Source organism: Corallococcus sp. M7, assembly GCF_054512695.1.
Genome location: NZ_CM137252.1, coordinates 2,757,153 through 2,770,580 on the forward strand (window position 1 = coordinate 2,757,153; position 13,428 = coordinate 2,770,580).

Sequence of the window (13,428 nt, forward strand, 5' to 3'; positions counted from 1 at the left end):
GCCGCTAGTAGGCTGGAGGCGCGCTGTTGTCGGCTGGCGCCTGGCGCGCCCGCTCGTCCTCGAGCTCCTCTTCCTCCGCCGCGCGGCCGGCCTCGTCCGCGTAGACGCGCGCCTGGATCTTCTCCTCCTCCAGGAGCCGGGCGGCGCGGGCCTGCTCGGTGTCCGGCACCAGCAGCTCCCACCAGGGCAGCAGGTTGCCCGTGGTCAGCTCGTCCACCACGCCCGAGCGGCCGGGACGCACGATGAGCGGGATGCGGTGCTCATCCAGCACGTCCACGAAGACCTGGGCCGTCACGGGGTCGTCCGCGATGCCCGCCCTCACGAAGCGGCGTTGATCCAGCTCATGGGGGAGGGGCAGCCCCCGCTCGTGCATCTCCTCCGCGGAGACGAGCGGCGGGTGGTTGGGGCAATCCGTGCAGTCCACGACACTGTCCTGATACTCCGAGCCACACCGTGCGCAGTACCTCATGGGGCCCTCCTGGGCGATGGCTGGAATGTTAGGAACGGCTCGCGCGGATGGCAGGCTGGGCCCGGCGCGAATTTCCGTCAGTGCCGCGCCGCGTCTCCCAGCTCGCCCACCATGCGGGAGAGGCGCTCCACGTCGATGGGTTTGCGCAACACGGCATCGCAGTAGTCCGCGCCCTCCACCTGTGCGTAGCCGGAGACGAGAACGACGCGGGCCCTGGGCTCGCGCTCCTTCACCTGCTGCGCCAGCTCCGTGCCGTTCATTCCGGGCAGGGATTCATCCGTCACGACGACGTCGGGGTGCGTGGCCTCGAACGCCTTCAGTCCCGCCACGCCGTCCGACGCGGTGGTGACCTCGAAGTCGTCCTCCAGGAGCTCCGCCAGGAGCTCGCGGCTGTCCCCGTCGTCCTCCACCAGCAGGACCTTGATTCGCTCGCCATCCATGCGACTAGAGCAACCCGGTGCTGAGCGGGATTCGTCCAACGCGTCCCGGGCGCGGTGACGTCCGGCCGGCTGCTTCGGGGGAGGGCAGGCGGGAGGGCTTGCGACAGCCCCTCACGGGCGGGCGGGGGACTGCCCATGTTTGTGCCCGGAGGTGAATCCATGAAGGTGCAGCTGCGGGGAGTGCATCTGGGGCTGACGGACAACCTGAAGCAGTACGTGGACACGCATCTGGTGGCGCATATCGAACGGTTCGCCGAGGACGAGGCGTCGGAGATCGAAATCGCGCTCGTGGACATCAACGGGCCCAAGGGAGGCGTGGACAAGGAGTGCCGGGTGACGGTGCGCATGCCCGGCCTGGAATCCATTCACGTGACGGAGACGTCGGAGACGCTGTTCCAGGCCATCGACGCAACGCGTGACCGCCTGGAGAAGGCCATCAAGCGCGCGGTGGAGCGCCGTCGCCAGGGCATGGGGAACAGCGGCATGCCGTTCGACCTCAACGCCGACGCGACGAACTACTAGGCGAGCGGTTGTAGCGGCTGTGACAGAACGAAGGGCCCGGGAATTCCGGATGCCAGCCAGGCATCCGGCCCCCGGGTTCCTTCGGGCCAGTTCCTTGCTGGGGTCGAACGGTGGACGCTATAAGCGGACCCCTCACCCCTGGGCTAAAGGACGGCGATGGTCCGCCTCAAGTTCCTGCTGTTCGCACTCCTGGTCCTCGGACTGGGCCTGGCTCACCTCCCGATGCTGTCGGCGCCTCTGGGCGCGCGCGCGGTGGAAGGTGCGTCATTCCAGGCCGCGTCGGGCACCGGCGAGGTCGCGCGTCGCGTGGATGCACGCCGCGCGGAAGTGCAATCCCTGGCGCTGAAGCTCGCCGGCAGCCCCCAGGTGGCCGCCGCCGTGCGCGCGCTGACCCCCGTGCCCGCGCCGAAGTCCCCGCGCGACCGCTACGGTTCGTCGAAGGACGCGGAGGAGACGGCTGGAATGCCGCCGCTCACCGCGGAGCGCTTCGGCTCGCTGCGCACCGCCGCGGAAGCCGGTCTGCCCCAGGAACTCCAGGGCGTGGTGGTGGCGGTGGTGGCCGGCGACGCGGTCTTCCACGCGCGCGCGGGCGCCGAGCCGTCCTCGGATACCGCGGCGCTGGATGTCGCGGCGCTCGCCAAGGCGGGCACGTCCACGGTGGATGCCTTCGGGGCGCCGCACGTGTTCGCGTCCGTGCCGCTCGCGTGGAGCGGTGAGGGCACTCCTGCTCCGGCGCTGACGCTGGTGGTGGGTGCGCCCCTGGCCGCGGATGCCGCGCTGCAGGGCGCGCTGGATGCGTCCGGCGCGGCCGCGGTGGGGCTGGTGCAGGGCGACAAGGTGGTGGGCGGTGTGGGCGCGGCGAAGGACCGGCTGGAGGGCACGCTGCCCCGGCTGTCGGCGGGGGCGAAGGACACGGTGCTGGACTCGGGGGCGCTCCAGGCGCTGGGCCCGGTGCAGCTGCCCGCCTTCACGAAGGGCGACGCGATGGGCGGCCAGGCGCCGCTGCTCGTGGGCTCGCGCCAGGCGCTGACGGGCACGCCGTATGAAGTCGTGGTCCTCGCCAGCACGGCGGCGACGCTGGCTCCGTTGGCCGCGTACCAGCACACCGCGCTGCTCGCGCTCGCGGGCCTGCTCCTGCTGAGCCTGGTGTGGACGGCGCTGATGGGCGGCGGCAAGAAGTCCTCCGACGAGGAGACCGTGTCGGGCGGCTCGGACACGCTGGGCTGGGGCGCGGCGATGGCCGCGCAGCAGTCCGCGCCCGCCGCGCAGCCCGTGGCCCAGACGTCGCCGCCGGCTCCGGCCGCCGTGGCGCCGGTGGCCGCTGCTCCCGCGGATCCGTTCGCGTCGAGCGCTCCCTCGGAGCCCCTGTCCAACCCGTTCGGGTCGGCCGCGCACTCGGAGCCCCTGTCCAACCCGTTCGCCTCGGCCGCTCCGCCGGCCGCGGATCCGTTCGGGGGCGCGGACGCGTTCCCCTTCCCGGGCACTCCGGCTCCGGCCGCGGATCCGTTCGCGATGCCGCCCCCGGCCGCCGCGCCGCTGGCGGATCCGTTCGCGATGCCTCCTCCCCAGGCCGCCGCGCCGTCGCCGTTCGGGGCGCCGCCTCCGGCCGCCGCGCCACTGGCGGATCCGTTCGCCGGGGCGGAGTCGTTCCCGTTCCCGTCTCCTCCCGCGGCCTATCCGCCGCCGGCCGCGGAGCCGTTCGCGCCGCCTCCGGCGTACGCGCAGGGGGGCGCGATGCCCTTCGAGCACCCGGCCGAGCCCATTGCTCCGGCGGCGCCGCGCGCTGGCGCGTTCGCCTTCGAGGACCAGCCCACGGCGGCGTACTCGCTCCAGCAGGCGGCCAATCCGTTCGCGCTGGCGGCGGCGCAGTCCTCGGATCCGGAGTCCCCGGAGACGACGCGCGTGGCGGCGATTCCGCGCGAGCTGCTCCAGGCCAGCACCCGGCCCACGTCGGAGGCCATCCCGATGCCGGCTCCGCGCTCCACCGGCGCGCAGGCGATTCCGCTGCCCATGCCGGGCGTCAACGGCGCGGCGGCGGCGGCCCTGTCGGAGGAGCAGCACTTCCAGGACGTCTTCCGCGAGTTCGTCACCACGCGCGAGCGCTGCGGTGAGCAGGCGGACGGCCTGACGTACGACAAGTTCGTGCAGAAGCTGCGCAAGAACAAGGAGCAGCTCGTCACGAAGTACGCGTGCAAGACGGTGCGCTTCCAGGTCTACGTGAAGGAGGGCAAGGCCGCCCTCAAGGCGACGCCCGTCAAGGACTGACGGCCGCGAAGCCACCGTGTGGTGCCCGAAGGCCCGGGACCTCTTCCACGAGGTGCCGGGCCTTCTTGCGTGGGGCTTCAGCTCGCGCGGGGGAGCACGACGCTGAAGCGGGCGCCCTGGCCCGGCTCTCCGCCGACCTCCAGGCGGCCGCCGTGCTCCTGGAGGATGCGCGCGGCGATGGCGAGCCCCAGGCCGGTGCCGCCGTCCTTGGTGGTGAAGTAGGGCTCGAAGATGCGGGCGCGGTGCTCCAGGGGGATGCCGGGGCCTTCGTCCTCCACCTCCACGATGGCGTCCGCGTCGGTGCCCTTCACGCGCACGCGCAGGCTTCCGCCCTTGCCCGTCATGGCTTCTTCCGCGTTCTTCACCAGGTTGACGAGCACCTGGGTGAGCTGGTCGCGGTCCGCGCGGGCCACCACGCCCGTCTGGAGCGCGGGCACCAACTGGATGCCTTCGGGGGGCGCGGCGTAGAGCGACAGGACACTCTGGGTCAGCTCGCTCAGGTCCACCGGTGCGAGCTGGGGCTTGGGCAGGCGCGCGAAGCGGCTGAACTCGTCCACGATGCGCCGCAGCCGCTCCACCTCCTCCAGCACCACGCCCGCGCTCTCCTTGAAGAGGGTGGGGAAGCTGGGGTGGCGCGCCTCGTGCGCGGCCATCAGCGTCTCCAGGGACATGCGGATGGGGGTGAGGGGGTTCTTGATTTCGTGCGCCAGCCGCCGGGCGACCTCCTGCCACGCGGCGATGCGCTCGGTGGCCATCAGCCGCTCGGTGGTGTTCTTCAGCTCGGACGTCATGTGGTTGAACGTCCGGACCAGCTCCCCCACCTCGCCGGTGGCGCGGGCCGTCACCTGGACGTCCAGCGCGCCTTCCGCCACGCGGCGGGCGCCGGAGGTGAGGGCCTCCACGGGGCGCGTCATCCAGCGCGACACCAGCATGCCCAGGAGTGCCGCGAAGCCCAGGCCCAGGCCCGCGAGGAGGAGGAACGCGCGCATGACGCCCTCTTCGGCCTCGCGCGCGGCGGCGCGGCTGAAGGTGAGGCGCACGGAGGCGGCGTTGCCCAGCGGCAGCACCTGCTCCACGGTGGGCGGGGCCGCGCTGCCGGCGTGCGCGACCTGGGTGCCGCCGGACAGGAGCGTCACGTCGGATTGCGTGAGGCGGGCCAGGTGCTGGGCCAGGCCGTCGTCCAGCACCACGCCGCCCACGGCCCACAGGCGCACGTCGCCGTAGTCCACGGGGCGCGCGGTGACGAGCGCGGGGACCTGGCGCAGGCCCGCGTCTCCCCGGACATCCACGCGGACGGGGACGGGCCTGGGGGACTTCTCCTTCGTCACGGCGAAGAGGGCGGGGTCCGGGTCGCCGCGCCGGGCGGGCAGGTGGCCGGAGGACAGCACGGTGCCGTTGCGGTCGAAGAGCGCGAGCACGGTGAGGCCGCGGCTCTTCATCAGGCCCTCGGCGGTGTTGGCCTGGATGACGCGCAAGGGGGCGGTGCGCGCGTCGCGCACGAGGTCCTCCATGGCGGGGCTCTCCACCAGTTCCTCGACGGCGCGGCGCGCATTGGCGGCGGAGCGCTCCAGGGACTCCTGCGCGGAGGCGGTGGCGGCCGTCATGCGCGCGTCGAGTTCGCGCGACAGCGTGTCGCGCAGGCGCGTCAGCGTCAGGGGAACGACGACCGCCAGCGGCACCAGCGCGAGCAGGGCGAACGCGAGCGCGAGCCGGGTCCTCAGGCGCATGCGGGCCGGTCCTTCCTGGGGGCCTGAGGGCCTGGGGATTTCGGGGCCGATGCGCGCGGCGTGGCGCGGATGGACTTCATGGCTGGCCACCACCGCCCGAGGCTACTGATGGCGACACCGGCCGCGTCGTGCCCTGACAGCAGCCGATGCGCTGGGGGCCGCGCCTTATCGGTGGGGTTCATGGCCGGCCTCCGATGCGGGAGGGCTCGATGGGCTTGCGCGAGTTCCCGAACACACCACGGACGGGCCTGGGCGCTGCATGCGCATTCACACTCGCAGGTCTCACGGTCGGCCTCCAGCGCCCGAGGGACTCGCAACAGGCCCCGGACACGCGACGGCCTGCCTTGGGCGCTGCATGCGCAACCACTCCGGCAGGCCTCATGGCCGGCCTCCGCCGCCAGTGGCTTCGACGGGGGCGAACCAGGCGCTTTCGAGTACCGGCAGGCCCTGGGCGTCCAGCACCAGCCCCGTCACTTCTGGCACCACGCGCAGGGCGAGTCCCTGGGCGTACAGCGGGATGAGGGGCACGGAGGGCGCGAGCGCCACGGCTCGTTCGCGGCTTCGCGCGTCCCGGGCTCCGGCGTCCGTCAGGGCTCCGATGGGCGGCAGCTCCACTCCGAGCAGGTCCCGGCGTCCTCCTGCTTCGAGCACCACCGCCAGCGCGGGTCCGGGAACGGGCGGGAGCAGGAACGCGCTGAGCATGAGCTCGAAGTCCCCCTTCGCCTGACGGCTTCGCAGCGCGGCTCGCGACTGGGGCTCTAGCGCGACGGTGTAGCCCTGGTCGTGCAGCTTCACCTGGATGCGTTCGGCCACGGCGCGTTGATCCGCCAGCGCGGCGTCATAGACGAGCGTCACCTTGCGGGTCGCTCCCGCTGGCGGTGCGGTGGGCCGGGGCTTGGGCCCCTGGGGCATCAGCGCGGGCGGCAGCAGGTTCGCCATGGGCACGGCGGGGCCCTTCACGAACAGGCGCGTGAGGTCCTCTCGGTCGATGGCGCTCTCCACCGCCTGGCGGAAGTCCGCGGGCACCTTCCGGGGCGAGTACGCCAGATAGGTCGCGTACAGCGCGGCGCCCGTGAGGGTGTTGTCGTCGGGCGGCGCGCCCAGCGCCACCTGCACCTGCCGCGCGGACCACAGCCTCGCGAGGCCCCGTTCATCCGTGGCGGTGAGCGCCAGCCGGTCCAGGTACGGACGGCCTTCGGGCCACGGGGTCTGGGCCTCCAGCACGCCCCGGCCCGCGGCGCTGAACGGTCCCGACGCGGGCGACGGCGGCGCGGCGAGGGCAGGGTGGCACAGGGCGCGCTCCAGGTCGGGCCACGGAAACGCCAGTGCCAGGTCCAGTGTGGCGCCCGAGGACGTCACCTGACGGCCATCGCCGCGCAGCGGGTACAGGAGCGCGCGGTACGGTGACTGCGACTCCGTGGAGGACAGCCGCGTCCACGCGCGGGCCACGGCGGTCGCGCTGGCCGCGGAGGGCATCGTCACGCGCAGGGCCTGCGGCACGGGACGCGTCATCTCGCGCGACAGCGTCGGGTGCACCTGTCCGCCGGTGTCCACACGGCACACGGGCCGCGTCAGCAGGCCCAGCAGCGCGGCCTCCATCGGCGTGTCCGCGAGCGCGGGCTCTCCGATTTCAGGGGGCCCCGCGTGAGCCACCCGCAGCTCGCCGCCGTAGCGCGGACGGCTGGCCGCCAGTGCCGGAGTGGAAGACAGAAGCACAAGGCCCGCGAGGGCGGTGCGGATCCTCACGGTGCTCTCCCGTCGATACCGCGGTGCGGCCGCTGCTTCGCGGCTCACAGGTTGGAGCAGCGTTCCGCTGGAGGGCGACGCCATCACCGGGACTTCGCTGCCCTGATGCGCCTCCATCACGATGCACCCTGGCGCGGGAGGACCCATTCGCTCGTGCCGCTGGCGCGCGAGGTCGTCCGCGAGGGCTCGCGTCGCTTGAGCCTTCATCACGGTGCACCCTGGCGCAGGAGGAACAGCTCGCTCGTGCCGTCCGGCTTCCACGAACCCACGACGACTTCGCGGCGCTTGTCGCCATCCAGGTCCGCCGTCACCACGTACAGCGCCCGGCCCGGCGGGAGCGCTCCCTGCCACAGGGGCTCGTGCGCCATTGGCGCGTCGGAGTTCAACGACAGCACCCGCAGCACGTCCGGCGACGGCTGGAGCTGCGGTGACGTGGTGAGCAGCTCCGGCAGCCCGTCCCCATCCAGGTCTCCCAACGCGCTGCCCGCGCCCAGCCCGGACACCTTCATCGGCGCGGACGTGGGTCGTGTGTAGAGCGACGCCGTGCTGTCCGCGTGCACGAACAGCATGCGCGGGGCCGCGAAGCTCGCCGTGCCGAAGGGCGCGGGCACCGTGAGGCTCCGCCCGTCCGCCAGCCGGACCTCGGGCGCGAACACCGTCTGCCCCGGCACGAACGCCCCTCGCTCCGCCGTCCCCAACGGCGCGGCGTCCAACGTCCCCGTCGAACGCAGCGTCCCCTTCGCCTTGTCCAGCACCAGCACCTCGCCGCGCGCATACCGCGTGCTCCAGGCCGCCAGCCGTGGCGGCCCCGTCAGCACCGCCAGCGCTCCGAAGGGCTCGCGCGTCGTCGCCGTGGCCGCCGCGCCCTCCAGCTCCCGCCGCGCGAGCACCCGCCCGTCCGCGCCGAACACCACCACCTCATGCTCGGTGAGCGCGGCCACTTCATCGCGGCCATCGCCATCCAGGTCCCCCGCCGCCAGCGCGGCCAGCGGCGTCTCCAGCCTCGCGAACACCGCGCCCAGCAGGCGCACCGGCCGCCGCTCCCGCGGACCCGGGCCCGTCACTCCCGACGACGGCGTCCCCACCGCCGCCAGCGCGAGCACCGCGGCGTCGGCCTCCACGCCCTCTGCCACGGCGGCGGCGGGCTTCGGCGGACGCGTGGGCGTGCGGCCGGACCAGAAGTTCACCCACGTGCCCAGCACGTCACCCCGCGCCACCAGCTCACCGCCCTCCACGTCCAGCGTGAGCCGCGCCAGCGAGCGGGCTCCCTGTTCGCGGGCTGCGGCCTCGGCGCGCTCGGGGGGCACGTCCAGCACCACCGGCCCCAGGTTCATCGCGGACAGGCGCGCGGCGAGCAGCGTCCCGAAGGCCCGTCGCAACTCCGGGGAGCTTCCTGACAGGGAGAGGGCCACGGGCGCCTCCGCGGGGGCGCCGCGGATGGCGTCGGCCACGGCCAGGGCCAGCCGGGCGGAGGCAGGGGGCGCGCTTTCGTCCTGATCCGCATGGGCGGGCAGGGCGAACGCGAGCGCGAGGACCAGCGAAAGGAGCGAGCGACTCACAGCCCCCTTTTGCCACCTTCCTCCAGGAAGTAGTTGTCCGGCGTCACCTGTCCGGGCGGCGGGGCCTCGGCGGTGGGCTGGGTGCCCTCCAGGTAGGGCTCCATCCGGCCCGGAACGGCGTTGCCCGCGAGCAGTCCGGTGACGGGGTCGATGCGCACCTGGGTGACGCCCGGAGGCACCTCGAAGTCGCGCGCGGGCAGGCCCTCCTCCGCCACCCGCATGAAGTTGAGCCAGATGGGCAGCGCGGCCCGGCCACCCGTCTCGCTGCTGCCCAGGGGCGTGTTGTCATCGAAGCCCACCCACGCGCTGGCCACCCAGTCCATGGTGTAGCCGTTGAACCACGTGTCCTTGGACTCGTTGGTGGTGCCCGTCTTGCCCGCGGCGGGCCGGTTCAGCTCCCGCACCGCGCGCGCGCTTCCGTCCTCCACCACGCTGCGCATCAGCGACGTCGTGAGGTACGCCACCGCCGGAGGCAGCGTCTCCTCGAAGGCCGGCTGGTGCTCCTCCAGCACCGTGCCCTTCGCGTCGCGCACGCGCAGCAGCGTCAGCGGCTCCGCGTAGCGGCCGTTGGCCTGGAGCGTGGCGTACGCGTTGACTGCCTCCAGCATCGTCAGCTCGCCGGTGCCCAGGGCCAGCGTGAGGTTCTCCGGCATCGCCGAGCGGATGCCCGCCCGGCGCGCGAAATCGATGGCGGTCGCGGGGGTGATCGACTCGATGAGCCGCACGGACACCGTGTTCTTCGACTTGCTCAGCGCCGTGCGCAGCGTCATGGGGCCCTCGAAGCGCCCGTCGAAGTTCTTGGGCCGCCACGTCTTGCCCGTGTACGGGTCGCGGATGGACTCCGGCGCGTCGTTCACCATGGAGAGCGGCGTGAAGCGGCCGCTGGCCAGCGCGGCGCCGTAGATGAAGGGCTTGAACGACGAGCCCGGCTGCCGCTTCGCCTGCGTGGCGCGGTTGAACGACGAGCGCTCCGCGTCATAGCCGCCCACCATGGCCACCACGTTGCGGTTGGCCGGGTTGATGACCACGAGCCCGCCCTGCACCACGGGCACCTGATCCAACGTGGCCTCCACGAAGGCCGGCGCCGGAGGGGCCTTGAGCACGCGCACGAACACCAGCTCCCCGGGCGTGAAGACATCCGAGATGTCCTTGGGAGCCTTCTTGCCCTTCTGCCGCGCCCAGGTGACGGAATCGAAGGACACCTCCGCGGTGCGGCCCACCAGGTCCACGCGCGCCACGTTGCGCTTCGTGTCCACCTCCGTGACATAGCCGGTGAGGCGCAGTCCCTCTTCCATCGGCTTGAGGAGGACCTGGCCCACGCGCTCGCGCTCGGGCGACCGGGCCTCTTCTTCCTCCGAGTCCGTGTCCGCGGCCAGCGCGGCGGGTTGCTGCTCCTCGGCGCCCTCCACCTCCTGCGCGGTGGGCGTCTTCGCCGGGGCCGCGGCGGCGAGCGGCTGGGCCAGCGGCGCCAGGTCCGCGACATAGCCCTGGTCCTTCTGGCGGCGGCCGGCCTCGTCGATGCGCTGGACGATGAGCTCGCGGTAGCGCTTCCACTGCGCCTCCTCCAGCTTGCCCTGCGCGCCCCGGTAGCCCTGGCGCCGGTCCACGGCCTCCAGGCCGTCACGCACGGCCTGCTCGGCGGTGGCCTGGAGCTTGGGCACGAGCGCGATGTCCACGCGCAGGCCGCCCTCCATCACCGTCTTCTCGCCGTAGCGTTCAATCAGCGTGCGGCGGATCTCCTCCGCGTAGAAGGCGCCCGCGCTGACCGTCTTGCGCGGCGCGAGCACGATGGGCTTGTCCTTCTCCGCGTCCACCACCGCGCGCGGCACGAAGCCCTGGCCGGCCATCTGCTCCAGCACGTAGCGCTGGCGCGCCTTGGCGCGGGTGATGTTCGCCACCGGGTTGATGCGGTGGGGGGACTGCACGGTGCCCGCGAGCACGGCGGCCTCGCCCACGGTCAGGTCCTTGGCGTGCTTGCCGAAGTAGTAGAGCGCCGCCTCCTCCAGCCCGTAGCGGCGCTGCCCGAAGTACACGCCGTTGATGTAGAGGCTGAGGATCTGATCCTTGGTGAGCGCCTGCTCCAGGCGCGGGGTGAGGATCCACTCGCGGATCTTCCGGCCCAGGCTGCGCTCGGGCGTGAGCAGCATGTTCTTCACGACCTGCTGCGTGAGCGTGGACGCGCCGGACTTGCGGCTGCCGGGGATGAGGTTCTTCACGCCCGCGCGCAGGATGCCGAAGGGGTCCAGGCCCTCGTGCTTGTAGAAGTCCGCGTCCTCGGCGGCGAGGAACGCGTTGCGCACGTGCGGGGGCAGGTCCTCCATGCGCACGAGCGTGCGGCGCTCCAGCGCGTACTCCGCGCAGAGCGAGCCGTCCGCGCACGTCACCTTCGTCACCTGCGGAGGCTGGTAGTTGCGCAGCGACTCCACGGAGGGCAGGTCGCGGCTGAAGTAGACGTACGTGCCCACGCACACGCCAATGAGGAGCACCAGCCCGACGGCGCCCAGCACCAGGAGCCGCTTCGTCCAGCGCCACAGCGCGGCGCCGAAGCCGCCCTTCCTGGGCGGCGGGGCTCCGGTCGGGGCCGGGGGGAGGGGCTCGGGAGAAGGAGGCATCGGTCGGGCCGGAGTCATGACGCTCGTGAAGGCGGGGATGAAGGACTGGAGGTTAGACCGGGGGGCGGGCGGGGTGAACCCGCCCGGGCCATCCCCCCGGAAACGGCGCTGTTTCCTGGCCGCCCGCCCTACGGCGCGACGGGCAGGAGCGGCTCCGGCAGGGGGGGACCCGCCGGGTCGGCCCGGGCCACGCGGCCCACCCGCTCCGCGTTGACCCGGGCCTGGACGTAGCGGGGCGACAGCCGGGTGGCGGCGGCGTAGGCGGCGCGGGCTTCCTCCAGCCGGCCCAGGCGCTCGCAGGCGACGCCCAAGTTGTTCTGCACGTAGGCCACGTGCGGCAGGAGGCTGGCGGCCTGGGTGAGGACCTCCACGGCGTGGGCGTTGTCGTTGGCGTGCAGGTAGGCGAAGCCCAGGTTGTTGAGCGCGTGGCCGTGCTCGGGGTCCAGGTGCACCGCCTGCTGGAAGCGCAGGATGGCGGAGGTGAGCTCCTGGGCGCCCAGGTGCGCGCGGCCGAGCACCTGGTACACCTCCGGGTCCTCCGGGTCGCGCAAGAGCGCCTCCTCGCCCACGCGGACCGCGTCCGGGAAGCGGCCCTCCGCCACCAGCAGCCGCGCCTGCTGCACCAGCGCCCCTGCGTCATGGGGCTCCGCCTGCCCCAGCCGGGCGTACGCGTCGATGGCGAGCCGCGTGTCCCCGGCCAGCCGGGCCGTGCGCGCCAGCTGCGCCAGGGCGTCCGTGGCACCCGGGTCGTCATGCAGCGCGCGGCGCAGCTCCGTCACGGCGCCGGACACGTCTCCCAGCTCGCGCAGGCCCAGGGCGCGGGCCACGTGGTCCACCCGGCGGGCGTGCGTGTGCGGCAGCGCCAGGGCGTCACCGGGGGCGGAGGCCTCCGTCGGGGCGCTCTCGTCCATGGGGCGCGGGGCGGCCATCAGCGAGGGCTCGAGGGCCGTGACGGCCAGGGGCAGGGTGGGAGCGGCGGCGACAGGGCCCTGTCCAGCGCGGGCCTCCAGGGCGTGGGAGAGCCAGGGCTTGAGCAGGCGGGGCAGGGGGACGTCCTCCCAGGCGGCGAGCCCCAGGGCGGCGAGCGCGGCGGGGATGAGGGCCTTGCGAAGCGCGGGCGGCACGGTGAAGCGCCGGAAGGAGGCGGGGCGACGGGACCGGGTGCGCGTCTTCGGGTTCATGGCCATCCCCTGTTGCGACCGGTGTGCCAACGGACTTTCCCTCTGGGGGCCGGCGGGTGTGTCCCTGGGGCCACAGGCGGGAGGGGAAAAGCGTGGCAGGGGCGTGGGCCGCGTGCGACGGTCCGCGCCGCATGCGAATCGCGACCTGGAACGTGAACTCGGTGAGGGCTCGGCAGCAGCGGTTGGTCAACTGGCTGAAGAGCGCCCAGCCAGACGTGCTGTGCCTGCAGGAGCTCAAGTGCACCGACGCGGACTTCCCCTTCGACGCGGTGAAGGAGGCGGGCTACTTCGCCGCGGTGCACGGGCAGAAGACGTACAACGGCGTGGCCATCCTGGCGAAGACGGAGCCCACGGATGTCATCCGGGGCCTGTCGGACGGGGTGGATGACACGCACGCGCGCTTCATCAGCGCGACGGTGAACGGCATCCGCGTGGTGAGCGCGTACGCGCCCAACGGGCAGCAGGTGGACTCGCCCGCGTATGTGTACAAGCTGGAGTGGTACCGGCGGCTGCGCAACTACCTGGACACGCGCCACAAGCCGGACGACCTGGTGGTGATGGGCGGGGACTGGAACATCGCGCCGGATCCCATCGACGTGTACGACGTGGCGCAGTGGGAAGGGCAGACGCTCTTCACGTTGCGCGAGCGCGACGCGCTCCAGCAGGTGTGCGCGTTTGGCCTGACGGACGCGTTCCGCAAGCTGCACCCGGACGTGCAGAAGTTCTCCTGGTGGGACTACCGGATGCTGATGTTCCCCAAGAACAAGGGCGTGCGGATCGACCACCTGTTCCTCACGGCGCCGCTGGTGCCCCGGCTCACGGCCTGTGACGTGGACCGCGAGGAGCGCAAGGGACAGCAGCCGTCGGACCACGCGCCGGTGTGGCTGGAGTTGAAGGACTGAGTAGA

Annotated in this window: 10 protein-coding genes; 3 read left to right on the forward strand and 7 right to left on the reverse strand. The window is 73.0% G+C overall.

Going from position 1 to position 13,428, the window contains the following annotated elements:
• Positions 1-4 precede the first annotated feature (4 nt).
• Positions 5-469, reverse strand: a complete 465-nt coding sequence (locus ACX114_RS11515; RefSeq protein ID WP_459297549.1) for a putative signal transducing protein — start codon at positions 467-469, stop codon at positions 5-7.
• Positions 470-546: 77 nt separating this feature from the next.
• Entirely contained in the window at positions 547-909 is a 363-nt protein-coding gene (locus ACX114_RS11520) for a response regulator (RefSeq protein ID WP_014395148.1), read from the reverse strand.
• A 159-nt stretch (positions 910-1,068) separates the two neighbouring features.
• Between ACX114_RS11520 and hpf the strand changes: the two genes are divergently transcribed.
• Both hpf and ACX114_RS11530 read left to right on the forward strand, forming a co-directional pair.
• The gene (gene hpf / locus ACX114_RS11525) at positions 1,069-1,431 is read left to right on the forward strand and encodes a ribosome hibernation-promoting factor, HPF/YfiA family (RefSeq protein WP_120552606.1); all 363 of its coding nucleotides are present in this window, start codon (positions 1,069-1,071) and stop codon (positions 1,429-1,431) included.
• 156 nt (positions 1,432-1,587) lie between these two features.
• Complete coding sequence (locus ACX114_RS11530) at positions 1,588-3,696, forward strand: MXAN_5187 family protein (RefSeq protein ID WP_459297551.1); 2,109 nt, start codon at positions 1,588-1,590, stop codon at positions 3,694-3,696.
• A 77-nt stretch (positions 3,697-3,773) separates the two neighbouring features.
• On the opposite strand, the gene ACX114_RS11535 is transcribed toward ACX114_RS11530, so the two are convergent.
• From ACX114_RS11535 to ACX114_RS11555, 5 genes are all read right to left on the reverse strand, one after another.
• Positions 3,774-5,423, reverse strand: coding sequence for an ATP-binding protein (locus tag ACX114_RS11535; protein ID WP_459297553.1), 1,650 nt, complete (start codon positions 5,421-5,423; stop codon positions 3,774-3,776).
• A 378-nt stretch (positions 5,424-5,801) separates the two neighbouring features.
• On the reverse strand, positions 5,802-7,169 hold the full coding sequence (locus ACX114_RS11540) for an ABC transporter substrate-binding protein (RefSeq protein ID WP_459297555.1): 1,368 nt from the start codon (positions 7,167-7,169) through the stop codon (positions 5,802-5,804).
• 206 nt (positions 7,170-7,375) lie between these two features.
• Entirely contained in the window at positions 7,376-8,728 is a 1,353-nt protein-coding gene (locus ACX114_RS11545; protein ID WP_459297557.1) for an FG-GAP repeat domain-containing protein, read from the reverse strand.
• On the reverse strand, positions 8,725-11,340 hold the full coding sequence (locus tag ACX114_RS11550) for a penicillin-binding protein 1A (RefSeq protein ID WP_459297559.1): 2,616 nt from the start codon (positions 11,338-11,340) through the stop codon (positions 8,725-8,727). The genes ACX114_RS11545 and ACX114_RS11550 overlap by 4 nt, the downstream gene beginning before the upstream one ends.
• A 128-nt stretch (positions 11,341-11,468) precedes the next feature.
• Entirely contained in the window at positions 11,469-12,521 is a 1,053-nt protein-coding gene (locus ACX114_RS11555) for a tetratricopeptide repeat protein (protein WP_459297561.1), read from the reverse strand.
• A 131-nt stretch (positions 12,522-12,652) separates the two neighbouring features.
• Between ACX114_RS11555 and xth the strand changes: the two genes are divergently transcribed.
• On the forward strand, positions 12,653-13,423 hold the full coding sequence (gene xth / locus ACX114_RS11560) for an exodeoxyribonuclease III (RefSeq protein ID WP_014395156.1): 771 nt from the start codon (positions 12,653-12,655) through the stop codon (positions 13,421-13,423).
• The last annotated feature ends 5 nt before the right edge of the window (positions 13,424-13,428 follow it).